Annotated in this window: 17 protein-coding genes and 2 riboswitches; of the genes, 10 read left to right on the top strand and 7 right to left on the bottom strand. The window is 70.5% G+C overall.

The window, feature by feature from the left end:
• Window positions 1-31 precede the first annotated feature (31 nt).
• The 7 genes from M1105_RS15550 (at window position 32) to M1105_RS15580 (ending at window position 8,133) form a co-directional block, all read left to right on the top strand.
• On the top strand, window positions 32-799 hold the full coding sequence (locus tag M1105_RS15550; RefSeq protein ID WP_249581293.1) for a FadR/GntR family transcriptional regulator: 768 nt from the start codon (window positions 32-34) through the stop codon (window positions 797-799).
• Window positions 789-1,790, top strand: a complete 1,002-nt coding sequence (locus M1105_RS15555) for an ABC transporter ATP-binding protein (protein WP_249581294.1) — start codon at window positions 789-791, stop codon at window positions 1,788-1,790. The genes M1105_RS15550 and M1105_RS15555 overlap by 11 nt, the downstream gene beginning before the upstream one ends.
• A complete protein-coding gene (locus M1105_RS15560; RefSeq protein WP_249581295.1) occupies window positions 1,787-2,911 on the top strand; it encodes an ABC transporter ATP-binding protein in 1,125 nt (374 codons plus the stop codon). Before M1105_RS15555 ends, M1105_RS15560 begins: the two co-directional genes overlap by 4 nt.
• Window positions 2,908-4,413, top strand: coding sequence for an ABC transporter substrate-binding protein (locus M1105_RS15565; RefSeq protein WP_249581296.1), 1,506 nt, complete (start codon window positions 2,908-2,910; stop codon window positions 4,411-4,413). Before M1105_RS15560 ends, M1105_RS15565 begins: the two co-directional genes overlap by 4 nt.
• A gap of 88 nt (window positions 4,414-4,501) precedes the next feature.
• Window positions 4,502-5,449 (top strand): ABC transporter permease, encoded by a 948-nt coding sequence (locus tag M1105_RS15570; protein ID WP_249581297.1) that lies wholly within the window; start codon window positions 4,502-4,504, stop codon window positions 5,447-5,449.
• 10 nt (window positions 5,450-5,459) lie between these two features.
• A complete protein-coding gene (locus M1105_RS15575; RefSeq protein ID WP_249581298.1) occupies window positions 5,460-6,329 on the top strand; it encodes an ABC transporter permease in 870 nt (289 codons plus the stop codon).
• Between the two features lie 10 nt (window positions 6,330-6,339).
• Window positions 6,340-8,133 (top strand): gamma-glutamyltransferase family protein, encoded by a 1,794-nt coding sequence (locus M1105_RS15580; RefSeq protein WP_249581299.1) that lies wholly within the window; start codon window positions 6,340-6,342, stop codon window positions 8,131-8,133.
• 448 nt (window positions 8,134-8,581) lie between these two features.
• Here M1105_RS15580 and M1105_RS15585 read toward each other — a convergent pair whose 3' ends face one another.
• From M1105_RS15585 to M1105_RS15615, 7 genes are all read right to left on the bottom strand, one after another.
• Window positions 8,582-9,505: a PHP domain-containing protein gene (locus M1105_RS15585; RefSeq protein ID WP_249581300.1), complete on the bottom strand. Its 924-nt coding sequence runs from the start codon at window positions 9,503-9,505 to the stop codon at window positions 8,582-8,584.
• A 123-nt stretch (window positions 9,506-9,628) separates the two neighbouring features.
• Complete coding sequence (locus M1105_RS15590; protein ID WP_249581301.1) at window positions 9,629-12,721, bottom strand: efflux RND transporter permease subunit; 3,093 nt, start codon at window positions 12,719-12,721, stop codon at window positions 9,629-9,631.
• Window positions 12,721-13,821, bottom strand: coding sequence for an efflux RND transporter periplasmic adaptor subunit (locus M1105_RS15595; RefSeq protein WP_249581302.1), 1,101 nt, complete (start codon window positions 13,819-13,821; stop codon window positions 12,721-12,723). Before M1105_RS15595 ends, M1105_RS15590 begins: the two co-directional genes overlap by 1 nt.
• A 193-nt stretch (window positions 13,822-14,014) precedes the next feature.
• Complete coding sequence (gene gcvP, locus M1105_RS15600; RefSeq protein WP_249581303.1) at window positions 14,015-16,864, bottom strand: aminomethyl-transferring glycine dehydrogenase; 2,850 nt, start codon at window positions 16,862-16,864, stop codon at window positions 14,015-14,017.
• 4 nt (window positions 16,865-16,868) lie between these two features.
• Window positions 16,869-17,228 carry a glycine cleavage system protein GcvH gene (gene gcvH, locus M1105_RS15605; protein WP_249581304.1) on the bottom strand — a complete coding sequence of 120 codons (360 nt, stop codon included), beginning with the start codon at window positions 17,226-17,228 and terminating at the stop codon, window positions 16,869-16,871.
• 44 nt (window positions 17,229-17,272) lie between these two features.
• Window positions 17,273-18,415 (bottom strand): glycine cleavage system aminomethyltransferase GcvT, encoded by a 1,143-nt coding sequence (gene gcvT / locus M1105_RS15610; protein ID WP_249581305.1) that lies wholly within the window; start codon window positions 18,413-18,415, stop codon window positions 17,273-17,275.
• A gap of 69 nt (window positions 18,416-18,484) precedes the next feature.
• A riboswitch (glycine riboswitch) is annotated at window positions 18,485-18,546 on the bottom strand.
• Window positions 18,547-18,549: 3 nt separating this feature from the next.
• A riboswitch (glycine riboswitch) is annotated at window positions 18,550-18,638 on the bottom strand.
• Between the two features lie 88 nt (window positions 18,639-18,726).
• Window positions 18,727-19,599, bottom strand: coding sequence for a MurR/RpiR family transcriptional regulator (locus tag M1105_RS15615; protein ID WP_249581306.1), 873 nt, complete (start codon window positions 19,597-19,599; stop codon window positions 18,727-18,729).
• Window positions 19,600-19,667: 68 nt separating this feature from the next.
• Between M1105_RS15615 and M1105_RS15620 the strand changes: the two genes are divergently transcribed.
• Genes M1105_RS15620 through M1105_RS15630 form a run of 3 tightly spaced genes read left to right on the top strand, consistent with a single transcriptional unit; the run spans window position 19,668 to window position 22,368 of the window.
• A complete protein-coding gene (locus tag M1105_RS15620) occupies window positions 19,668-20,507 on the top strand; it encodes an N-formylglutamate amidohydrolase (protein ID WP_249581307.1) in 840 nt (279 codons plus the stop codon).
• Window positions 20,507-21,043: a TRAP transporter small permease subunit gene (locus M1105_RS15625; RefSeq protein WP_249581308.1), complete on the top strand. Its 537-nt coding sequence runs from the start codon at window positions 20,507-20,509 to the stop codon at window positions 21,041-21,043. Before M1105_RS15620 ends, M1105_RS15625 begins: the two co-directional genes overlap by 1 nt.
• Window positions 21,043-22,368 (top strand): TRAP transporter large permease, encoded by a 1,326-nt coding sequence (locus M1105_RS15630; protein ID WP_249581309.1) that lies wholly within the window; start codon window positions 21,043-21,045, stop codon window positions 22,366-22,368. The genes M1105_RS15625 and M1105_RS15630 overlap by 1 nt, the downstream gene beginning before the upstream one ends.
• Window positions 22,369-22,453: the final 85 nt, after the last annotated feature.

Here is a 22,453-nt window from a genome sequence, read left to right on the forward strand (position 1 = left end):
AATCTGGTCTTTGGTTCTTCTATGGTGCGCCATGACCGCGACCCCGAGGGACGGCCTCAACTCCTCCATCGCGCTTGCGCGCATCCGCCAGATGGTGGATGGCGGCATCAGTGCCGGCGCGCGGCTGCCGACCGAGCGGGCGCTGGCCGCCGAGATCGGGGTGGGCCGTGCCGCCGTGCGCCGCGCGCTCGAGGCGCTCGAGGCCGAGGGGCTGATCTGGCGCCGCCAGGGCAAGGGCACCTTCGTCGTCCAGCCGCCACGCGCACCGGGCCTCGCCGGCAGCCTCGCGGCGGCGACCAATCCCGCCGAGGTCGCCGAGGCGCGCATCACGCTCGAGCCGCAGCTCGCCCGCCTCTCGGCGCTCAACGCGACGCCCGAGGACGTGGCGCGGATGCGCCAACTGGCCGAGCGCATCGCCGCCTCGACCGACGCGGACGCCCGCGAGCTCTGGGACGGCGCGCTGCACCGGCTGATCGCGCGCACCGCGGGGAATGGCCTCCTGCTCGCCGTCTTCGACCTGATGGAGGAGGTCCGGCGCGACGATGTATGGCGCATGCTTCGCGAGCGCGCCCGCACGCGCGGCACCCTCGCGCTCTACGCCCGCCAGCATGCCGCCATCATCGACGCCATCGCCCGGCGCGACGGCGCGGGCGCCGAAGGCGCGATGCGCAGCCACCTGCGCACCGTGGCCGAGAACCTGCGCCGCATCGTCGATGGCGACGCGCCCGATGCCGACACCGACGGCGATTCCCCCGCCGCCATGCCCGAGCCGACGGAAGGAGCCGCCCTTGCCCGGTGACCCCAAGCCGATCCTTGCGGTCGAGGGTCTCTCGATCCGCTTCCGCGGCCAGTCGCAGGACCTCGTGGACGGGGTGAGCTTCGACCTCGCGGCGGGTGAGACGCTGTGCATCGTGGGCGAATCGGGCTGCGGCAAGTCGCTTACCGCGCTCGCGCTGATGGGCCTGCTGCCCCAGCCGGCGGCGCGCATCAGCGCGGGCCGCGCGGTGTTCGAGGGGCGCGACCTCGTGACCCTCGACGCCGAGGCCATGTCCGACATCCGCGGCAACCGCATGGCAATGGTGTTCCAGGAGCCGATGACCTCGCTCAATCCCGCCTTCACCATCGGCGACCAGATCGCGGAAGCCGTGCGCCGCCACCGTCCCGTGGACCGTGCCGCCGCCCGCGCCCGGGCCCGCGAGATGCTGGATCGCGTACGCATTCCCGCGCCCGACGCGCGGCTCGACGAATACCCCCACCAGCTTTCGGGGGGCATGCGCCAGCGCGCGATGATCGCCATGGCGCTGGCCAACGACCCGGCGCTGATCATCGCGGACGAGCCCACCACCGCGCTCGACGTGACCATCCAGGCCCAGATCCTGCGGCTGATCCGCCAGTTGCAGGCGGAGACGGGCACCGCGCTGATCCTGATCACCCACGACCTCGGCGTGGTGGCCGAGACCGCCGACCGCGTGGCGGTGATGTATGCCGGACGCATCGTCGAGGAGGGGCCGGTGGCGGCGGTGTTCGACGACCCCCAGCACCCCTACACCATCGGGCTGATGGCCTCGGTCCCCTCGCTCGGGCGCCGCGCCGGACGGCTCCAGACCATTCCCGGCCTCGTGCCCGCGCCCGAGGCGATGCCCGCGGGCTGCCGCTTTGCCGCGCGGTGCCCGTTCGCCGAGCCGGCCTGCACCGCCGCCGCCCCCGCGCTCGCCGCCATCGGGCCGGGCCATCGCGTCGCCTGCCGCCGCGCGCCGCTGGAATCCCATGTCGCGGAGGCCGCCGCATGACCGCGCCCGCCGAGACCGTCGCCCCCGTGCTCGAGACCCGCGGGCTCGAGCGCCGCTTCGTCACGCACCGCCCGCTGTTCGGCGCGCCCACGGTCGTGCAGGCGGTAAACGGCGTCGACCTTGCCATCCGCGAGGGCGAGACCTTCGCCATCGTTGGCGAATCTGGCTGCGGCAAGTCCACGCTCGCACGCATGCTGATCGGGCTGATCCGGCCCTCGGCTGGCGAGGTGCTCTATCGCGGGCGCGACATCTCGCACCTGCCCGCGCGCGAGATGCGGGGGCTGAGGCGCGAGCTCCAGTTCATCTTCCAGGATCCGTTCTCGTCGCTCAACCCGCGCATGAGCGTCGGCCGGCTGATCGAGGAGCCGATGCAGGCCCACGGGATCGGCACGCCCGCAGAGCGGCGCGCGCGTGTGGCCTACCTGCTGGGCCGCGTGGGCCTGAGGCCCGAACATGCCGGGCGCTACCCGCACGAGTTCTCGGGCGGCCAGCGCCAGCGCATCGGCATCGCCCGGGCGCTCGCCTCGGGGCCCAGGGTGCTGATCGGCGACGAGCCCGTGTCGGCGCTCGACGTCTCGATCCAGGCGCAGGTCGTCAACATGCTCGAGGAGCTGAAGGACGAGTTCGGCCTCACGCTGATCGTGATCGCCCACGACCTCGCCGTGATCCGGCACATGAGCGACCGCGTGGCCGTGATGTATCTGGGTGAGGTGGTCGAGACGGGCCCCGTGGACGCGATCTTCGAGGCGCCGGCCCACCCCTACACCCGCGCCCTGATGACCGCGATCCCCGCCCCGGTGCCCGGCAGCCGCCCCGAGACCGCCGGCATCGTCGAGGGCGATGTCCCAAGCCCGACCGCGCCGCCCCCCGGCTGCCGCTTCCACACCCGCTGCCCCTTCGCCGAGGCCCGCTGCAAGACCGAGCGCCCGCGCCTCGCGCCCGGCCCCGGCGGGCGCTTGGTCGCCTGCCACCTGGCGGGCCGGCTGCCCGACTTCGCGCCCCGCACACTCGCACCCGGCCTCACGTCGGGCGCCGCCCGGCGTTTCGGTCTGTGGCGCGCGGCGCGCGGCGGCGATGTCGCCACAAGCAAGATCCCCCCAGCAGAGGAGAGACGACCGTGACCGACCTCAAGCGGATATCGCTCGCCCTGGCGCTCGCCGCCAGCGCGTCCTTCGCCCATGCGGCCGATCTGAGGATCGGGCTGCAGGAAGACCCCGACGTGCTCGACCCCGACCAGTCGCGCACCTTCGTCGGCCGCATCGTCTATGAATCACTCTGCGACAAGCTGGTGGACATCACGCCCGATCTCGAGATCATCCCCCAGCTCGCCACCGGCTGGAGCTGGTCGGACGACGGCAAGACGCTGACCATGCAGCTGCGCGAGGGCGTGACCTTCCACGACGGGACGCCCTTCGACGCCGAGGCGGTCAAGGCCAACATCGCCCGCTCGCAGACCATGGACGAGAGCCGGCGCAAGTCCGAGGTGAAGTCGATCACCGGCGTCGAGGTGACCGGACCGCACGAGGTCAAGATCAGCCTCGCCAACCCCGACGCCACGCTCCTCGCGCAGTTCTCGGACCGCGCCGGCATGATGGTCTCGCCCACCGCCGCGGCGGCCGCGGGTGCCGATTTCGGCCTAAACCCGGTCTGCTCGGGTCCCTACAAGTTCGTCGAGCGCGTCCAGCAGGACCGCATCGTACTGGAGAAGTTCGCCGGCCACTGGAATGCGGGCGAATACGCCTTCGACCGGGTGATCTTCCTGCCGATCCCCGACACCACCGTGCGCCTTGCCAACCTGCGCGCGGGCGATCTCGACATGCTCGAGCGCCTCGCCGCGACCGACCTCGCCTCGGCCAAGGCGGACGCGAGCCTCAAGGTCGAGCAGATCGTGGGCCTCGGCTATCAGGGCATCACCATCAACGTGGCCAATGGCGATCGGTCGAAGAACCCGCTGGGCCAGGACGCGCGCATCCGCCAGGCGCTGTCGCTGTCGATCGACCGCGCGGCGCTCAACCAGGTGGTGTTCGAGGGCGCCTTCGCACCCGGCAACCAGCCCTTCCCTCCGTCCTCGCCGTGGTATGACACCCGCTTCCCGGTACCCGATCGCGATGTCGCCAAGGCCAAGGCCCTGCTGGCCGAGGCCGGGCACGACCGGCTTGCCATCGAGGTGCAGGTCGCGAACAACCCCGTGCAGATGCAGGTGATGCAGGTCATCCAGTCGATGGCCGCCGAGGCGGGCTTCGACATCACCCTCGCCGCCAAGGAGTTCGCGACGCTCCTGAACGAGCAGACCGCGGGCAACTACCAGGCGAGCCAGATCGGCTGGTCGGGCCGTACCGACCCGGACGGCAACATCCACCAGTTCCAGACCTGCCAGGGCGGCATCAACGACTCGAAGTACTGCAACCCGGAGGTCGACCGCCTGCTGAACGAGGCCCGGACCTCGAACGACCCGGCCGTTCGAAAGGAGAGCTATGACGGCGCGCGGGCGATCCTCGCGAACGACATGCCGATCATCTACCTCTACCACCAGAGCTGGATCTGGGCGCTGTCGAACAAGATCGACGGCTTCGTGCCCTATCCCGATGGAATGATCCGGCTCGCCGGCGTCTCGATGAAGTGAACGCCCCCCGGCGCCGCCCCCGGCATGTCCGGGGGCGGCCCACCATTGCCATCGTCCCGGCCCCGAGGCCGGGACAGCGGAGAGGTCCATGCTCGGTTTCATCGCACGGCGGCTGGTGATCGCGATCCCCACGATCGTGCTGATCTCGATCTTCGTCTTCGCGCTGCAGAAGCTGCTGCCCGGCGATCCCGTGCTCGCCATGGCGGGCGAGGAGCGCGACCCGGCGGTGCTGGAACTCCTGCGCGAGAAATACCGCCTCAACGACCCGATCCCGCATCAGTATCTCGCCTGGATCGGCGGCGTGCTGCAGGGCGATCTCGGCTTCTCGCTGCGCACGCAGCAGCCGGTGCTGGACCTGGTGGCCGAGAAGCTCCCGGTGACCATCCAGCTTGCGGTGATGGCAATGATCATCGCCGTGCTGATCGGCATTCCCGCGGGGATCCTGTCGGCTGTGCGCAAGGGCAGCTGGATCGACTGGCTCGCCAACCTGTTCGCGCTGTCGGGCCTGTCGGTGCCGAATTTCTGGCTGGGGATCATGCTCATCCTGCTCGTCTCGGTGAAGCTCGGCTGGCTGCCCGCCTCGGGCTACCGGCCGCTGTCCGAGGACCCGCTCCTCTCGCTCCAGACCATGATCATGCCGGCCTTCGTGCTGGGCACGGCGCTGGCGGCCACGCTGATGCGCCACACCCGATCGGCCATGCTGGGGGTGCTGAGGGCCGACTACATCCGCACCGCGCGGGCCAAGGGGCTGCGCGGGCGCACGGTGATCCTCAAGCACGCGCTCAGGAACGCGCTGGTGCCGATCGTCACGATCTCGGCGCTGCTGTTCGGCGAGCTGCTGGCCGGCGCCGTGCTGACCGAACAGATCTTCACCATCCCCGGCTTCGGCAAGATGATCGTCGATGCCGTGTTCAACCGCGACTACGCGGTGGTGCAGGGGGTGGTGCTGTGCACCGCGGTGGCCTTCATCGGCATGAACCTTCTGGCCGATGTCGCCTATCGCTGGCTCAACCCGCGCATGCGCGACCAGGGCTGAGGGGGGACCGATGACCGACGCAACCCTCGCCGCCCCCGCCGCCCCACGCAGCCCCAGCCGCGCCTGGGCCAAGCTGCGCGCGAACCCTGTCGCGCTGCTGGGCGCGGCGCTCGTGCTGTTCTTCGTGGCGGTGGCGGCGCTCGCGCCCGTCCTGCCGGTGCCCGACCCTACCGCGACCGATTGGGGCGCGGTGCGCAAGGCGCCCTCGGCCGCCCATCTGTTCGGCACCGACGAGATCGGGCGCGACGTGCTCTCGCGCATGATCTGGGGCGCGCAGGCGTCGCTGCTGGCGGGTGTCGTCTCGGTAGGCATCGCGGTGGCGATCGGCGTGCCGCTGGGGATCGCCGCGGGCTACTGGGGAGGCTGGACGGACGCCGCCATAAGCCGGGTGACCGAGGCACTGCTGGCCGTGCCCTTCCTGATCCTTGCCATCGCGCTCGCGGCCTTCCTGGGGCCGTCGCTCACCAACGCCATGATCGCCATCGGGCTTTCCGCCATGCCGATTTTCATCCGCCTCGCCCGCGGCCAGACCATGAGCGTGATGACCGAGGATTACGTCGAGGGCGCCCGTGCCATCGGCCTGGGACATGGCGCGATCATCGGGCGCTATGTGCTGCCAAACATCTTCCCGCCGATCCTGGTGCAGGCGACGCTGACCATCGCCACCGCCATCATCGCCGAGGCCTCGCTCTCGTTCCTCGGCCTCGGCCAGCAGCCGCCCTCGCCCTCCTGGGGGTCGATGCTGAACGTGGCCAAGAACTTCCTTGAACAGGCGCCGTGGATGGCGCTATGGCCGGGCATCGCGATCTTCCTCGTGGTGCTGGGCTTCAACCTTCTGGGCGACGGGCTGCGCGATGCGCTCGACCCGCGCGAGCTCTGACGGAGTGACCATGCAACGCTTCACCACCCGGCCCGAGATCGCGGGCAGCTTCGGCGTCGTCGCCACCACGCACTGGATCGCATCGAGCGTCGGCATGGGCATCCTCGAGCGCGGCGGCAACGCCTTCGACGCCGCCGTGGCCGCAGGCTTCGCGCTGCAGGTGGTCGAGCCGCACCTGAACGGCCCCGGGGGCGACCTGCCGATCCTCATGCATTCCGCCCGCACCGGCGAAGACCTCGCCATCTGCGCGCAGGGCACCGCGCCCGCGGGCGCGACCATCGCGCATTACCGCGCGCAAGGGCTCGAGCTCATCCCCGGCTCGGGGCTGCTGGCCACGGTGGTGCCCGGCGCCTTCGACGGCTGGATGGTGATGCTGCGCGACCACGGCACGATGCGGTTGAGGGACGTGCTCGAGCCCGCGATCTTCTATGCCGAGCACGGCCACCCGATGCTCGCCCGCGTCGCCACCGCCATCGCGGAACTGGCCGACTTCTTCCAGGCCGAGTGGCCCACCTCGGCCGAGACCTGGCTGCCGCGCGGCCGCGCGCCGCAGGCGGGCGAGATGTTCCGCAACCCGGTTCTGGCCGCCACCTGGCGCCGCGTGCTGGACGAGGCGGAGACGCGCGAGGGCCGCGAGGCCGAGATCGAGGCCGCCCGCGACGCCTGGTATCGCGGTTTCGTCGCCGAGGCGATCGACGGCTATCTGCGCACCGCCGAGGTGATGGACGCGAGCGGCCACAGGAACCGCGGCGTGCTGACTGCCGAGGACATGGCGGGCTGGCAGGCGAGCTACGAGGCGCCGCTCGCGCGCGATTACCACGGATGGCGCGTGTTCAAGACGGGCCCCTGGGGCCAGGGGCCGGTGCTCTTGCAGGCGCTCGCGCTGCTCGAAGGGCTCGATATCGCGGCGATGGACCCGAGCGGCCCCGACTTCGTCCACACCGTGGCCGAGGCGATGAAGCTCGCATACGCTGATCGAGAGGCCTATTACGGCGACCCCGCGCAGGCCGGGATCCCGATGGACCGGCTGCTGTCGGCCGACTACGCCACGGCGCGGCGCGGACTGATTGGCGCCGCCGCCTCGCGCGAGCAGCGCCCGGGCCGCATTCCCGGCTTCGAGCATCTGGCCGATGCCGCCATCGCCCGCGCCCGCCGCGTCGTCGAGGTCGAGGCGAGCGCGACGGCGGGCGAGCCCACCATGGCGCACCTGACCGACCGGCGCGGCGACACGGTGCATATCGACGTGATCGACCGGTGGGGCAACATGGTCTCGGCCACGCCCTCGGGTGGCTGGCTGCAATCCTCGCCGGTGATCCCCGGCCTCGGCTTCGCGCTAAACACCCGCGCACAGATGTTCTGGCTGGACGAGGGGCTGCCCACCTCGCTCGCGCCGGGGCGGCGGCCGCGCACCACGCTGTCGCCCTCGATGGCCCGCCACGCGGATAGCACGGCCATGGCCTTCGGCACGCCCGGCGGCGACCAGCAGGACCAGTGGCAGCTCATCTTTTTCCTGCGCCACGTCCATCACGGGCTGAACCTGCAGGAGACGATCGACGCGCCCCTCTTCCACACCGGGCATTTCACGTCGTCTTTCTACCCCCGGCAGGCGCGGCCCGCGCATCTGATGATCGAGCCCAATGTCGGCGAGGCGACGCTGGCCGAACTCACTCGCCGCGGTCATGACGTCGAGGTGGCCGAACCCTGGACCGTGGGGCGCCTCACCGCCACGCGGCGCGAGCCATCGGGGCTGCTGCGCGCGGCGGCGACCCCGCGGCTGATGCAGGCCTACGCCATCGGGCGGTGAAAACGCCGGACTTCGGCCCAAGGGGCCGACGCCTTCGCTGCCTCGGGCTCGCCCAGGGCCCGCGCGGATTGTTCTGCGGAGGGCGGCGTGGCATGCGTCCCACACCCCCGGCCACGCTCCCCGCGCTGCCTCGGGCTCGACCCGGAGCGCCGCGGGCAGTGGTGCGGGATCCTCGGCTCGCCGCTTGCCAGTGCAGTGCAGCGTCTTTCAGGCGCGCACTGCGCGCACTCGTATCTTCATTTTAGATCAATAATTTAAACATTCTCTCGCGTGACCGGCCGCCGCGCGCTGCTACCCGCGGCCCCGGCGCGAGGCCGGCGCAGAAGGGAACGATGCCCGGCTCGAAACCGCCCACAGCCTGGGGCACGGGCGAGGCCGGGACCGGGGCCGTGAGGAAAGACGCCGTTCGGGACGACGCCAGCCCGCGGCGGCGGCCCGCCCGGGGGCGTCACTCCATCCAGATCGGGTTCGACCATGCCTTGCGTCCCGCGCGGTCCACCACCGTGACGCGGATCCACGGGCTGCGGCGGAACCGTTCGAGCGGCACGACCGCCTCGGTCATCGAGGCGCCATGCACCGCGCGGGCAGCCGAGCCCTGGCCCTGCACGATCACCGCCGCCGCCGAGGTCGAGCGAACGGTGACGCCGTCGCGGCCAACGCGGATGTCGCGGATCTCGGGACCCTGGGTCGAATAGAACGCCCCCGCCTTCAGCGCGTCGAGCAGGGCCTCTGGCTCGTTCTCCTCGGCCTTGACCATCACCCAGCCGCCGAAATGGTCGGGCTCGGTGAAATGCGCGTCGTCGGTTGCGATGGCGGTCAGCGCTCGGCCCTCGCTCAGCATGAGGTCCAGCATGTGGAACCCGTCCGGCCGGTCGCAGCCCACGGCGCAGCCGTGGTTGTAGATCTCGACCGCGTGCGCGGCCTCGATTCCGCGCGCGTCGGCCTCGGTCAGTCCCGACCATTGCGGATGGGCGATGGCGACGAAAGCGCCCGCCGCCCGGGCACGTGCGGCCAGATCGGCCGCGCTCTCCTGCCCCGCGACGGGCACGAAGCCCGGCGCGTGCGGCGGCGTGAAGTCGGGGGGCAGGCCGACGGCGACGAGGTGCCACAGCTCGCCATTCGCCATCGCGCCGGAATGGACCTCGGCTCCCAGGATGGTCGTGAAACCCTCACCCCGGAACGGCACGGTGTCGGCGATGGGATAGCCGTACTCGCCGATGAAGTGGTCGGTCAGCGCGATGAAGTCGTACCCCTCGGCACGGTAGCGCCGGCAGACCTCCTCGGGCGCCAACGCGCCGTCCGACAGGTTCGAATGCGTGTGCAGGTTGCCCCGCCGGAACCGGCCGGCACGGGTGAACAGTTCGAGCGACATCGGGTGCCTCGTGAAGCGCGCGGGAGCCCAGCCGTAGCATCCCGTCCGCGGCCCGTCGACGACGCCGGCGACAGATGATGACGCGCCGCGCCCGCGGACCGCACGGTGCGTCGGTAGGCGGGCTCATTCGGCCGGCGTGGGCCGGGTGCCGAGCTCATGCTCCAACGCACGCTCGATGGCGCTGCGGGGCGCGGTGAAGCGCGCGAGCAGGTCGTAGAGCACGGGCGTCACGAACAGCATCAGCACGGTGGCAAGCGACAGCCCCGCGATGATGACACTGCCGATGGCGATGCGGCTCTCGGCTCCCGCACCGGAGGCGAGCACCAGCGGCAGGGCGCCCAGAACGGTCGAGACGGCGGTCATCACGATGGGCCGCAGGCGCAGCACCGCGGCGTCGACCACCGCCTCGCGCACCTCGCGCCCCTCGTCGCGGAGCTGGTTCGCGAACTCGACGATCAGGATGCCGTTCTTGGCAATCAGTCCGATCAGCAGGATCGCCCCGATCTGGCTGTAGACATTGATCGAAAGCCCCCCGAGCGCCATCGCATAGACCGCCCCCGCCAGCCCCGTCGGCACGGTCAGCATGATGACCGCGGGGTGCACGAAGCTCTCGAACTGCGCGGCAAGCACCAGGAACACGATCAGCAGCGCCAGCCCGAACACCAGGCCCGCGCCGGCCGAGGTGTCCTTGAACACGCGCGACTGCCCCTCGTAGCCGAGCTTGGCCTCGGGCGGCAGGGTCTCGCGCGCCGCCGCCTCCAGATAGCCCAGCGCCGCGCCAAGGTCGTAGCCCTCGGCCAGCGCCGCCGAGAGCTGGATCGACGGCAGCCGATCGTAGCGCCTCAGCGACGGCGCCGCCGCGTTCTCGGTGAGGGTCACCAGCGCACCAAGCGGCACCAGCGTCTCGCCATCCCCCGCCCGGACGAAGATGTTGGCGATGTCCGAAGGCACCCGGCGATCGTCGTCCTCGGCCTGCACCAGCACCGGGTATTCGCGGCCCCGGCTCACGAAGCCGGTGACCTCGCGCGAGGCGAGCATGGTCTGCAGCGTCGCCGCGATCGTCTCGACCGAGATGCCGAGATCGTCGGCGCGGGCCCGGTCGATCCAGACGTCGAGCTGCGGCAGGTTCTCCTCGAAGTCGATCTCGGGGTTCACGAGGCCCGGATTTTCCTCGGCGCGGGCCAGAAGGGCGGCCGACCATTCCTTCACGCTGTCGAAGTCGGGGCCGCCGATCACCACGCGCACCGGGGTCGAACTTCCCCGCAGCCCCATGCCCGCGGGCGTCGCCGGGAAGCCGCGCGCGACCGTGACCTCGTTCATGCGCGGCCCGATCTCGCGGACGATGGCGCCCACGTCCCGCTCGCGCTCGTCCCAGGGCGCGAGGCGCAGCACGACGAACGAGCGGAATGCCCGCCCCTGGCTGCCGCTGAAGGTGAAGACGGTCGCGATGTCGCCCGATTGGCGCAGCGGCTCGACGATCGCCTCGACCTGCCGGGCGGCGAGGTCGGTGTGCTCGAGCGTCGAGCCCTGCGGCGCCGTCAGGGGCACGAAGGCGACGCCGCGGTCCTCGCGCGGCGCAAGCTCGCGCGGCAGCCCGCCATAGAGCGGCCAGGCGCCGGCCGTGATCGCGACTGCAAGGGCCAGTACGACCAGCGGCATGCGGATGGCCCGGCCGAGCATCCAGCGATAGCCGCGCTGCACCCATCCCTCGCGGGCTTCGGTGTCCCCGGCGCGCGCCTCCCTGCCGCGCAACAGCTTCGAGGCGAGCGCCGGACAGGCCGTGAGCGCGACGAAGGTCGAGATCGCCACTGCCCCCGCCATCACCCAGCCGAACTCGATGAAGAGCCGCCCGACCTGTCCCGGCAGGAACGAGAGCGGCACGAAGACCGCGATCAGGGTGATCGAGGTCGCGAGGACCGCGAATGTCACCTGCCCGGCGCCCCGGTGGCTCGCGGCGAGCGGGCTCTCGCCGTTCTCGATCCGGCGCTGGATGTTCTCGAGCACGACGATCGCGTCGTCCACAACCAGCCCGATGGCCAGCAGCAGCGCCAGCAGCGTAAGCGTGTTGATCGAGAAGCCCCAGGCGCCGATCAGCACGAAGCAGCCGATCAGCGCCACGGGGATCGTGACCGCCGGAATCGCGGTCGCGCGCAGGCTGCGCAGGAACAGGAGGATCACCAGCACCACGAGCACGAGCGAGATGCCGAGCGCGATCGCCACCTCGCGGATCGAGGCGCCGACGAACAGCGCGTCGTCCGAGCCCACCTCGATCGTCATGCCAGCGGGCAGGCTGGGCTTCAGCGCCTCGATCTCGGCGCGCACCGCCTCCGAGATGGCGAGCGTGTTCGCCTGGCTCTGGCGCAGGATCGCCATGCCGACGGCCTCGACGCCATTGTTGCGCACGATGGTGGAATCGTCGGCCACCCCCGGCGCGATCCGCGCGACATCGCCCAGCCGCACCGGGTAGCCCGCCACGCGGTCGATCACGATCTCGCGGAACTCCTCGATCGAGGCGATGCGGCTGTTGAGCCGGACCGAGAGCTGGCGCGCCACCGATTTGACGTCGCCCGCCGGCAGTTCAAGGTTGTTTCGCCTCAGCGCCCCCTCGACATCGGCCACCGTCAGGTTGCGCGCCGCCAGCGCCCGTCGGTCCAGCCAGATGCGCACCGCGAAGGGACGCTCGCCATAGATGTCGACATTGGCGACGCCGTCCAGGGTGGCGAGGCGATCTGCGATGAAGCGGTCGATGTAGTCGGTGATCTCGGCGGTGGTCATCCGGTCCGAGGTGACGGCAAGCCGCATCACCGGGTCGGCGTTGGCGTCGCTCTTGACCACCTGGGGCTGGTCGGCCTCCTCGGGCAGGTCGCCCAGCACCCGGCCGACCGCGTCGCGCACGTCGTTCGCGGCGGCGTCAATGTCGCGTCCCGCGACGAATTCGATGGTGGTCTGGCCCCGGCCCAGCCGGCTTTCCGAGCTGATGGTGCGGATGCCCGAGATCGAGGCCACCGCGCCCTCGACCAGCTCGGTGATGTCGGTGTCGACGACTTCCGGCGCGGCGCCGCGATAGGTCGTGGTGACGGAGACCACCGAGGTGTCGACATCGGGCAGCTCGCGGATCGGCAGGTCGCGGATCGCCGCGATCCCGAACACGACGATCAGCAGATTCGCCACCGCCGCGAGAACCGGGCGGCGGACCGAGATGTCGGAGATCCGCATCAGCCGCTCCCCGCCGGACCCCGCGCGGTCGCGTCGTCGTCCTCGCCCGCGATCCGCACGGCCGAGCCGTCGCGCACCCGCTGGAGGCCGCGTACCACCACCAGCTCGCCCGGCGCGAGCCCCTCGGTCACCGCGATCCGGCCGCCCTGGCGCTGCCCGGTGGTGACTGCGCGCCGGCGCGCCTGTCCGTCCTGGACCACGAAGACGTAGACCTGCGCCGCCTGCACCACGATCGCCTCCTCGGGAACCACGAGCGCCTCGGCCTCCGACAGGGTGAGGGTGAGCGACATGAACATGCCCGAGGGCAGGACCCCCTCCGGGTTCGGGATGACCGCGCGGACCCGGAACGCGCGGCTCACCGGGTCGACCCGGCTGCCGATGGTGGCGACGCGGCCCACGAAGCTGCGCCCCGGGAATGCGGCGCTGGCGGCCTCGATCGGTTGGCCCGGCGCGATCTCGGCGAACAGCGTCTCGGGCAGCGAGAACTCGACCTCGACCTCCGTGAGATCGTCGAGGGTGGTCAGCACGACCTCGTCATCGACCCGCGCGCCGAGATCGATGTCGGTGAGCCCCACGACACCGGCGAAGGGGGCGCGGATCACGCGGTCGGCCAGCCGGCGCCGGGCGCGGTCCACCGCCGCCTCGGCCGCCGCGCGCTCGGCGATGACCTGCTCGAGCGTCGCCAGCGCGACCGCGTTGGTGCGCTGGAGGCGCTGCGTGCGCTCGACCGCCTGGTCCTTCTCGATCAGCAGAGCCTCGGCCTCGGCGAGGTTCGCCCGCTCGATGTCGTCGTCAAGGCGGATCAGCACGGCACCCGCCTCGACCGGCTGGCCGGGAGCGAAGGCGATCTCCTCCACCCTGCCCGAGGCGAGCGGCACGATCTCGATGGACTGGCGCGCGCGGGTCGAGCCCACGGCCTCGACGCCGCGGCGCATGGTCCGCATCTCGGCTGGGGCCACCTCGACCACGATCTGGCGCGGCTTGCCGTCCGAGCCGTTCGCCCCGGCATGGGGCGCGAAATGCGCGCGGTAGCCCTCGTATCCCCCGAAGCCGATGGCCGCGAGAAGGCCGAGAACCACGAATTGCTTCCATATCGCCACGCGCACCTCGTTTGCGGCCGCAGACGGCCGCGCCAACCGTTCGGAGAACGGGCGGCGGCGACGGATCCGTCGCGCCGGCATCCTGCAAGCTAGTGCAGCGGGACCGCGCCGTCGATACGCGCGATGCGCCGCGCCGATCACGCGCGCGCGAAGGGCGTGGGCGCGCGCGCCGCCAGCAGCGCGCGCGGTGTGCTCACTCGGCCGCTTCGGCGTAGCTCTCGAGCGGCGGGCAGGAGCAGATCAGGTGCCGGTCGCCATACACGTTGTCGACGCGGTTGACCGGCGGCCAGTACTTGTCCACCCGGAAGGCGCCCGGCGGGAAGCAGGCCTGCTCGCGGCTGTAGGGCCGGTCCCACTCGCCCACCAGATCCTCGACCGTGTGCGGCGCGCGCTTGAGCGGGTTGTTCTCGCGGTCCGCACGGCCCTCCTCGATGTCGCGGGCTTCCTCGCGGATCGCCAGCATCGCGGTGATGAAGCGGTCGATCTCGGCCTTGGTCTCGCTCTCCGTCGGCTCGATCATCAGCGTCCCCGCCACGGGCCAGCTCATGGTCGGCGCGTGGAAGCCGCAGTCCATCAGCCGCTTGGCGATGTCGTCGACGCTCACGCCCGCCGAATCCGCCAGCGGCCGCGTGTCGACGATGCACTCGTGCGCCACGAACCCCTCGGGCGAGTGGTAGAGGATGTCGTAGGCCCCGCTCAGGCGCTTCGCGATGTAGTTGGCGCTGAGGATCGCGACCTTGGTGGCCTGGGTCAGCCCCTCGCCACCCATCATCAGGCAATAGGCCCACGAGATCGGCAGGATCGAAGCCGAACCCCAGTTGGCGGCCGACACTGCCCCCGCATCGCCGCTCTCGGGCCGGCACGGCAGGTAGGGCTCGAGATGCGCCTTGACGCCGATCGGCCCCATGCCGGGCCCGCCCCCGCCATGCGGGATGCAGAAGGTCTTGTGCAGGTTGAGGTGGCTCACGTCCGAGCCGAAGTCGCCGGGCCGCGCCAGCCCGACCAACGCGTTGAGGTTGGCGCCGTCCAGATACACCTGCCCGCCATGCCGGTGGGTGATGTCGCAGATCTCGCGCACCGTGCGCTCGAACACGCCATGCGTGGACGGGTAGGTCACCATGCAGGCGGCGAGGTTGGCGGAATGCGCCTCGGCCTTTGCGCGGAAGTCCTCGACGTCGATGTCGCCGTTCTCGGCGGCCTTCACGACCACGACCTTCATCCCGGCCATGACCGCCGAGGCCGGGTTGGTGCCATGCGCCGAGGTCGGGATCAGGCAGATGTCGCGGTGCCCCTCGCCACGTGCGCGGTGATAGGCCCGGATGGTCAGAAGCCCCGCATACTCGCCCTGTGCCCCCGAATTGGGCTGCATCGAGATCGCGTCATAGCCGGTGATCTGGCAGAGCTTGGCGCTCAGGTCCTCGATCAGTTCGGCATATCCCGCGACCTGGTCCTCGGGCACATAGGGATGAACGTCCGAGAATTCCCGCCAGGTGATCGGCATCATCTCGGCGGTCGCGTTGAGCTTCATCGTGCACGACCCCAGCGGGATCATCGCCCGGTCGAGCGCGAGGTCGCGGTCCGCGAGCCGGCGCATGTAGCGCGTCATCTCCGACTCGGCCCGGTTCATGTGGAAGATCGGGTGGGTCAGGTACTCGGAGTCCCGAAGCATCGCGCCGGGCAGGCGATAATCGGCCGTGAGGTCGGTGTCCTTGAAGTCACCGCCGAAGGCCCGCCACACGGCCTCGATCGTCTCGGGCCGGGTCCGCTCGTCAAGCGAGATTCCGATCCGGTCGCGCCCGATCCTGCGCAGGTTCACGCCGTTCACGCGCGCGGCCGCGAGGATCACCTCCTGCACGGCGCCCACCTCGACGGTCACGGTGTCGAAGAAGGATGCGGGCTCGACCGTGAAGCCGATATGCTCGAGCCCCTTCGCCATCCGCACCGCCTTGCGGTGGATGCGCTGGGCGATGGCCTTGAGCCCCTCGGGCCCGTGGAACACCGCGTACATCGAGGCCAGCACGGCGGGCAGCGCCTGCGCCGTGCAGACATTCGAGGTCGCCTTCTCGCGCCGGATGTGCTGCTCGCGGGTCTGCAGCGCAAGCCGGTAGGCGCGATTCCCGCGCGCGTCGATCGAGACGCCCACGATCCTCCCCGGCATCGACCGCTTGTAGTCGTCCTTCGTCGCCATGTAGGCCGCGTGCGGCCCGCCGAAGCCCATCGGCACGCCGAAGCGCTGGGTCGAGCCGACCGCGATGTCGGCCCCCATCTCGCCCGGCGATTTCAGGAGCGCGAGCGCCAGCGGGTCGGCCGCGACGCAGGCAATAGCCCCTGCCCCATGCAGCGCGGCGATGGGCGCGGTGAAGTCGTCCACATGCCCCAGCGTGCCAGGATACTGGAACAGCGCGCCGAACACGGCGCTTGGGTCGAGATCGCGGAAGGGGTCGCCCACCACCACCTCGATCCCCAGCGGTTCCGCCCGCGTGCGCACCAGCGCGATGTTCTGCGGGTGGCAGTGGTGATCGACGAAGAAGGCATTGGCCTTCGACTTCGCCACCCTGTGCGCCATGGTCATCGCCTCGGCCGCCGCCGTTGCCTCGTCGAGCAGCGAGGCGTTGGCGACCGCGAGCCCCGTGAGGTCGCTGATCATCGTCTGGAAGTTCAGGAGCGCCTCGAGCCGGCCCTGCGCGATCTCGGGCTGGTAGGGCGTGTAGGCGGTGTACCAGGCGGGGTTCTCCAGGATGTTGCGCTGGATGGCGGGCGGCGTGACGGTCCCGTAATAGCCCTGCCCGATCAGCGAGGTCAGCACCCGGTTCTTCTCGGCCACCCGGCGCATGCGGTAGAGCATCTCGCGCTCGGACAGCGCCTTGCCCCATTTCAGGGGTTTCTCCTGCCGGATCTCGGCCGGAACGATGCGGTCGATCAGCGCGTCGAGGCTGTCGGCGCCCACGGCCTTCAGCATGTCGGACATCTCGGCGGGCGAGGGGCCGATGTGGCGGCGGTTGGCGAAGTCGTAGGGCAGGTAGTCGGTCAGCTCGAAACTCATCGCGTCACCCGATCATCGCCTTGTAGGCGGCCTCGTCCATGAAGCCGTCGATGCTGACGCCATCGGCCGGCTTCATGCGGAAGAACCAGCCCGCGCCATGCGGATCGCTGTTCACGAGCGAGGGGTCGTCGGCAATCGCCTGGTTGACCTCGGTGATGGTGCCGTCGATGGGGGCGAGGATGTCGGACGCGGCCTTGACCGATTCCAGCACGACGATCTCCTCGCCCTTCTTCACCTCGCGCCCGGCCTCGGGCAGGTCGACGAAGACGATGTCGCCAAGCTGCTCGGTCGCGTAGTCGGTGATGCCCACGGTCAGCACGTCGCCCTCGGGGCGCAGCCACTCGTGCTCCTCGGTGTATTTCATGGTCGGGATCTCCTCAGGCCTTGTTGTTTTGGGGATTTGGCAGTTCAGGATTTCTTGTAGCCGTTCGGCACGAAGGGCATGGCGGCGACGGTGACCGCAAGGCGTTTGCCGCGCACCTCGGCGAAGAGCCGAGTGCCGGGGGCGGCCATGGCGGCGGGCACGTAGCCCATCGCGACCGGTGCGCCGAGCGTCGGCCCGAAGCCGCCCGAGGTGACCTCGCCAATGGCCTCGCCCCCGCTCTCGGCCGCAAACAGGGGCGAGTGCCCGCGCACCGGCGCGCGCCCCTCGGGCAGCAGACCCACCCGGAGCCGCTCCGGGCCGTCGGCCAGCTCGCGCAGGATGCGATCCGCGCCGGGGAAACCGCCCGCCCGCGCGCCGCCCGCGCGCCGGACCTTCTGGATCGCCCAGGTCAGCGCCGCCTCGACCGGCGAGGTGGTGCGGTCGATGTCGTTGCCATAGAGGCAGAGCCCGGCCTCGAGCCTCAGCGAGTCGCGCGCCCCGAGCCCGATGGGCGCCACCGCCGCGTCGGCCAGCAGCGCCTCGGCCAGCCTTTCCGCCCCTGCCTCCGGCACCGAGATCTCGAAGCCGTCCTCGCCCGTGTAGCCCGAGCGCGAGACCATGCAGGAGAGGCCCGCCACCTCGACCTCGCGCACGCCCATGAAGCGCATGTCGGCGGTCGCGGGCGCAAGGCCCGCCAGCACCCGCCCGGCCTCGGGGCCCTGCAGCGCGACCAGCGCGCGGTCGGTCAGCATCCGCACCTCGCACTCGGCGCCGAGACCGGCCTTGAGATGCGCGAAGTCGGCCACCTTGCAGGCCGCGTTGACCACCAGGAACAACCGGTCGCCGAGGTTGGTGACCATCAGATCATCGAGAATGCCGCCCGCCTCGTCGGTGAACAGCGCGTAACGCTGCCGCCCGACGCCGAGGCCCAGCACGTCCACCGGCACCAGCCGCTCGAGCGCGCGCGCGGCGTCCGCGACGTCGCCCGACCGGGCCGTGACCACGATCTGCCCCATGTGCGAGACGTCGAAAAGGCCGGCCTTTGCGCGGCAGTGCAGGTGCTCGGCCATGATGCCGGGGGAGTATTGCAGCGGCATCTCATAGCCCGCAAAGGGCACAAGCTTCGCGCCCAGCCTGCGGTGCAGCGCGTTGAGCGGTGTCGGCAATGCGTCGTCGGTGTCAGACATGGGCGCCCCTTGCACGGTTGCGGCCGGAGGAATCGCGGATCATCCCGCTCCCGGCCCCGTCGGCGCCCCCTCTGTCCTTTCGCCTGAGATCGCTATCCCTTCGGCGGACGCCTGCGCGCCTCTCTCCAGAGTATCGCTCCCCGCCGGTCCTTTTGCCTGAGAGTTTCCGAGGCGCGGTTGCTCCTTCGGCACCGGATGGTCCGGCTTCTCCCGGCGGGATGCGGGGAAGCCTAGCGGGCACCCCGAGGGCGATCAAGCCGGATCGTGCCGCCTCCGGCATCTCACGCCGATGTGAGCGCCGCGCGCACTGGTCAGACGAACTTTCGGAACAGCCGCGTCTCATCGAAGATCCGCTCCAGCGTCTCCATCCGCGCCTTGGCCTGCTGCCAGTTGAGGTCCTGCACCGCAGCGATCAGCGCCTCGACGATCATCAGGATCGCGACCGAGCTGTCCCAGGCCGAGGGCGCCTCGATATGCGCCGAGAAGCGGTGCCGCGCGATCTTGCCGATGGGCGAGCCCCACTGGTCGGTGAACAGCACGATCTCGGCGCCGCGGCCATGCGCCATCTCGGCCAGCCTCAGCAGCGCGTTCTCGTAGCGGCGGATGTCGAACACCACGACGACGTCGCCGGGCCGCACGTCCAGCAGGTAATGCGGCCAGATGCCCGGCGCTGCGCCAAGCTGGCTGACATCGGGGCGGATGACCTGCAGGTGGTTGAACAGATAGTCTGCCATCGACCGCGTGATCCGCCCGCCGGTGATCAGCACCCTGCGGCGCGTGTCGGCGAGGCAGGCGGCGGCCGCGTCGAAGGCCGCGGGCTCGATCTGGCCGATGGTCTGGCGCAGGTTCGACTCGACGGCCTCGGCGAAGCGGGCGATCAGGGGCGAGCCGGGCGCACCCGTCGTCCAGCTCTCGCGCTTGCGGATGGGGTCGGAAATCTTCGCCGCCACCTCGCGGCGCAGCGCCTCCTGGAACTCGGTGAAGCCTTCGAAGCCCAGCTTGCGGGCAAGCCGCATGACCGTGGGCCCCGAGACCTGCGCGCTGCCCGCGACCTGCGTGATCGAGCCGAGGCCCGAGACCGGGTAGCCGTCGAGCAGCGCGTGAGCCACCTGCCGCTCGGCCCGGGTGAGATCGTCGAGCCGGCTCCGCAGCAGTTCCTCGATGCTTTGCGGCTTGCGGCGCATGTCGGGCCCTTTGCTGCGTGCGGCTCCCCTCCGCATCTCCTGAAAGAATGTTGACAGACAATTCCGCGGTGAACAATCCTTTTCAGATGCAGACCGCCGAGACGCAAGATTCGCCCCTGCTCGCGCCCGACGAGGGCCCCGCCGCCGAGGTCCTGAACCCCGGCGGGCAGGGCGCCATCGTGCTGGTCTGCGAGCATGCCTCGAGCCGCATCCCGCGCGCGCTCGGCGACATGGGGCTCACGCCCGAGGCGCGGCTCAGCCACATCGCCTGGGACCCCGGCGCGCTGCCGGTGGCGCTGCATCTGAGCGCGGCCTTCGACGCAGCCCTGGTGGCCGCGCGCTTCTCGCGCCTCGTCTATGACTGCAACCGCCCGCCCGAGCGCGCCGACGCGATGCCCGAACGCAGCGAGGTCTATGACATTCCCGGCAACCGCGGCCTTTCGGCGTCCGAGCGCGCCCGGCGCGTGCGCGAGATCGCCGAGCCGTTCCGCGAGGCGCTGGCAGGCGTGATCGACGACCGCCTCGCGGCGGGCCGCCCGGTCGTCCTCGTGACCATCCACAGCTTCACGCCGGTCTGGTTCGGCGAGCCCCGCGCGGTCGAGCTTGGCATCCTGCACGACGCGGACAGCCGCCTCGCCGACGCCATGCTGGCCCGTGCCGCGACCGAGACCGGCCTCGCGACGGCACGCAACGAGCCCTATGGCCCCGACAGCGGCGTGACCCACACGCTCAAGGCGCATGCGTTGACGCGCGGCCTGCCGAACGTGATGATCGAGGTCCGCAACGACCTCATCGCCGACGCCGCGGGTCAAGCGCGCGTGGCCGGGGGGCTCGCCCGCGCGCTGGGCGCGGCGCTGGCGGCCCGCGGGACGGATCGTACGGCCGCGGATCGGTGGGGAGACGCGTGATGCCCGGCTGGGTCGTGGCCTTCGTCCGCTTCGTCGATGCGCTGAACTACCGCGTCGGGCGGATCGCCATGTACCTGGTCTTCGTGATGATGGGGATCCTGCTGTGGTCCTCGATCTCGAAGACCTTCTTCGTGCCGGCGCACTGGACGCTGCTGTCCGCGCAGTTCGCGATGACCGCCTATTTCATCCTGGGCGGGCCCTATTCGCTGCAACTTGGCTCGAACGTGCGGATGGATCTGCTCTATGGCGCCTGGTCGCCGCGCACCCGGGCCTGGGTGGACGCCTTCACCGTGTTCACCATGGTGTTCTACCTGGGCGTGCTGCTCTATGGCGGCTTCTCGTCCACCTCCTATGCGCTGCAGTACGGCGAGACCAGCCGCGGCATCTGGCGCGCGCCGATGTGGCCGATCAAGATGCTGATGTGCTTCGGCATCTTCCTCATGCTGCTGCAGGCGCTGGCGCTGTTCGCGCGCGACCTCGCCGCCATTCGCGGCGCGCCCATCCCCGAAAACCGCGCGATGGGTGAGGTCGGCTAATGCCATACGACATGATCGCGCTGACGATGTTCGCGTCGATGATGCTGATGCTGATGACGGGCCAGCGCGTCTTCGCCGCGATCGGCTTCGTCTCGGTGTTTGCCTCGCTGTCGCTGTGGGGCACGGGCGGGGGCGAGATCGCCTTCTCGGCGGCGATGAAGCTGATGGGCTGGTACCCGCTGCTGACGCTGCCGATGTTCGTCTTCATGGGCTACATCCTGTCGGAAAGCCGCCTCGCGGACGACCTCTACCGGATGTTCCATGTCTGGTTCGGCCCGGTCAGGGGCGGGCTCGCGATCGGCACGATCGGGCTCATGGTGCTGATCTCGGCGATGAACGGGCTGTCGGTTGCGGGCATGGCCATCGGCGCGACCATCGCGCTGCCGGAACTGCTGCGCCGCAACTACGACAAGGTGATGGTCACCGGGGTGATCCAGGCGGGAGCGTCGCTGGGTATCCTCGTGCCGCCCTCGGTGGTGCTGGTGCTCTACGCGATGATCGCGCGCCAGCCGGTGGGGGAGCTGTGGCTGGCGGGCGTGGTGCCGGGACTGATGATGGCGGCGATGTTCGTGCTCTACATCGTCGTCCGCTGCCGGCTGCAGCCGCATCTGGGCCCCGTTCTGCCGCCCGAGGAGCGCGGCACCGTCACGCTGCGCGAGAAGCTGCGCCTGCTGGGCGCGGGCATCCTTCCGCTCGCCATCTTCGCCGCGATGATGGTGCCCTTCGTGAACGGCTGGACCAGTCTCGTGGAGAGCTCGGCCATCGGCGCGCTCACTGCGCTCGCCGCCGCCATTCTCAAGCGCCGGCTCACCCGGGCGGTGTTCGAGACCACGGTGCGCAACACGCTGGGCATCTCGTGCATGTTCATGTGGATCATCCTCGCGGCGCTCTGCTTCGGCGCGGTGTTCGACGGGCTGGGCGCGGTGCGCGTGATCGAGGACGTGCTGGTGGGCGAGTTGGGGCTGGGCCCGTGGGAGATCCTGATCCTGATGCAGCTCAGCTACCTGATCATGGGCACCTTCCTGGACGACACGGCGATGCTGGTGATCGTGGCGCCGCTCTACGTGCCGCTGGTGGGGGAGCTGGGCTTCGACCTGATCTGGTATGGCGTGCTCTACACCATCACCTGCCAGATCGCCTACATGACGCCGCCCTTCGGCTACAACCTGTTCCTGATGCGCGCGATGGCGCCGCCCGAGATCTCGCTCATCGACATCTACCGCTCGATCATCCCCTTCGTGGGCGTCATGCTGCTGGCGCTGGCGCTGGTCACGGCCTACCCGGAGATCGCGCTGTGGCTGCCGCACTATGTCTATGGAAAGTAAACCAGAACTCCGAAAGGAGCGGTCATCCCGGATCGACCGGGCCGAGGAACCGGGCAGCCCCCGGAAACGACAGAATGGAGGTTTC

Origin of the sequence: Thermohalobaculum sediminis (assembly GCF_023487995.1) — a bacterium.
Lineage (GTDB): Bacteria > Pseudomonadota > Alphaproteobacteria > Rhodobacterales > Rhodobacteraceae > Thermohalobaculum > Thermohalobaculum sediminis.

Bases quoted from the DNA above. Each gene is read 5' to 3' on its own strand.
- M1105_RS15550 (WP_249581293.1), top strand. From the start codon at position 32: ATGACCGCGACCCCGAGGGACGGCCTCAACTCCTCCATCGCGCTTGCG.
- M1105_RS15560 (WP_249581295.1), top strand. From the start codon at position 1,787: ATGACCGCGCCCGCCGAGACCGTCGCCCCCGTGCTCGAGACCCGCGGG.
- M1105_RS15570 (WP_249581297.1), top strand. From the start codon at position 4,502: ATGCTCGGTTTCATCGCACGGCGGCTGGTGATCGCGATCCCCACGATC.
- M1105_RS15575 (WP_249581298.1), top strand. From the start codon at position 5,460: ATGACCGACGCAACCCTCGCCGCCCCCGCCGCCCCACGCAGCCCCAGC.
- M1105_RS15580 (WP_249581299.1), top strand. From the start codon at position 6,340: ATGCAACGCTTCACCACCCGGCCCGAGATCGCGGGCAGCTTCGGCGTC.
- M1105_RS15585 (WP_249581300.1), bottom strand. From the start codon at position 9,505: ATGTCGCTCGAACTGTTCACCCGTGCCGGCCGGTTCCGGCGGGGCAAC.
- M1105_RS15590 (WP_249581301.1), bottom strand. From the start codon at position 12,721: ATGCGGATCTCCGACATCTCGGTCCGCCGCCCGGTTCTCGCGGCGGTG.
- gcvP (WP_249581303.1), bottom strand. From the start codon at position 16,864: ATGAGTTTCGAGCTGACCGACTACCTGCCCTACGACTTCGCCAACCGC.
- gcvH (WP_249581304.1), bottom strand. From the start codon at position 17,228: ATGAAATACACCGAGGAGCACGAGTGGCTGCGCCCCGAGGGCGACGTG.
- gcvT (WP_249581305.1), bottom strand. From the start codon at position 18,415: ATGTCTGACACCGACGACGCATTGCCGACACCGCTCAACGCGCTGCAC.
- M1105_RS15615 (WP_249581306.1), bottom strand. From the start codon at position 19,599: ATGCGCCGCAAGCCGCAAAGCATCGAGGAACTGCTGCGGAGCCGGCTC.
- M1105_RS15625 (WP_249581308.1), top strand. From the start codon at position 20,507: ATGCCCGGCTGGGTCGTGGCCTTCGTCCGCTTCGTCGATGCGCTGAAC.
- M1105_RS15630 (WP_249581309.1), top strand. From the start codon at position 21,043: ATGCCATACGACATGATCGCGCTGACGATGTTCGCGTCGATGATGCTG.